Source organism: Autumnicola tepida (assembly GCF_031846485.1).
Classification (GTDB): domain Bacteria; phylum Bacteroidota; class Bacteroidia; order Flavobacteriales; family Flavobacteriaceae; genus Autumnicola; species Autumnicola tepida.
In genome coordinates this window covers 1-992 of record NZ_JAVRHQ010000079.1, presented here as the reverse complement: position 1 = coordinate 992, position 992 = coordinate 1, and the positions used below count along the sequence as shown (strand labels likewise).

The following is a 992-nucleotide window of genomic DNA, read 5'->3' as shown; positions in this document are numbered from 1 at the left end:
TCCTTAGAATTAGCTTTGGATTATGAATATGTCTTACACACAGATGTTACTGATTGTTACGGTTCTATTTATACACATTCAATAACTTGGGCATTACACACAAAAAAGACTGGTAAAGCGCAAAGGCAAAAGAAATCATTATTAGGAAATCAAATAGATAAAATTCTTCGCGATATGTCTTTTGGACAGACCAACGGAATCCCACAAGGAAGTGTTTTAATGGATCTTATTGCAGAAATGGTTCTAGGATATGCAGATTTAGAACTTTCAGAAAGAATCGAAGAATTAGGGATCAAAGATTTCGAAATAATTAGGTACAGAGATGACTATAGAGTTTTTACAAATAATCCTCAAGAAGGTGATTTAATTGTAAAAAATATCACTGAGATATTGATTGATTTAGGTATGCGCCTGAATGCACAAAAAACTTTAGCTTCTAAAAACATAGTTCGTGATTCCATTAAACCAGACAAACTATATTGGATAAGCAACAATAAACGAACAAAATCCTTACAAGAACATTTACTATTGATTCACAAATTATCGGAAGAACATCCAAATTCAGGAAGTTTAGATAAAGCTTTAAATAAGTTTTTCAATAGAATTAAAAATTTAAAATTTACTAAAGAGAACATAACCGTTTTAATAAGTATTCTGGTTGAAATTGCTTATAAAAGTCCAAGAACTTATCCAATTGCGACAGCAATTTTGAGTAAGCTCATAGATTTAATTGAATCCGATGAGCTTCGAGATAAATTATTGGATAAAATTACTAAGAGATTTAAAAAAATACCTAATACTGGACATATACAAATTTGGCTTCAAAGAGCTATTTTAAAAATTGATAGAAAAAAGAATTTTGAAGAAAAACTGTGCAAAAAATTAAATGATTCTAAAATACTAATTTGGAATTCAGAATGGTTAAATCAAGAATTAGAAAAACTTATAAATGAGGAACCAATTATAGATGAGGATATAATTAAAAATATAAA

General features: G+C 28.3%; 1 protein-coding gene. It reads left to right on the top strand.

Features of this window, described 5'->3' with window-relative positions:
* A partial coding sequence (locus RM553_RS19440) for an RNA-directed DNA polymerase (RefSeq protein WP_311536626.1) occupies nt 1–992 on the top strand: 992 nt, incomplete at both ends.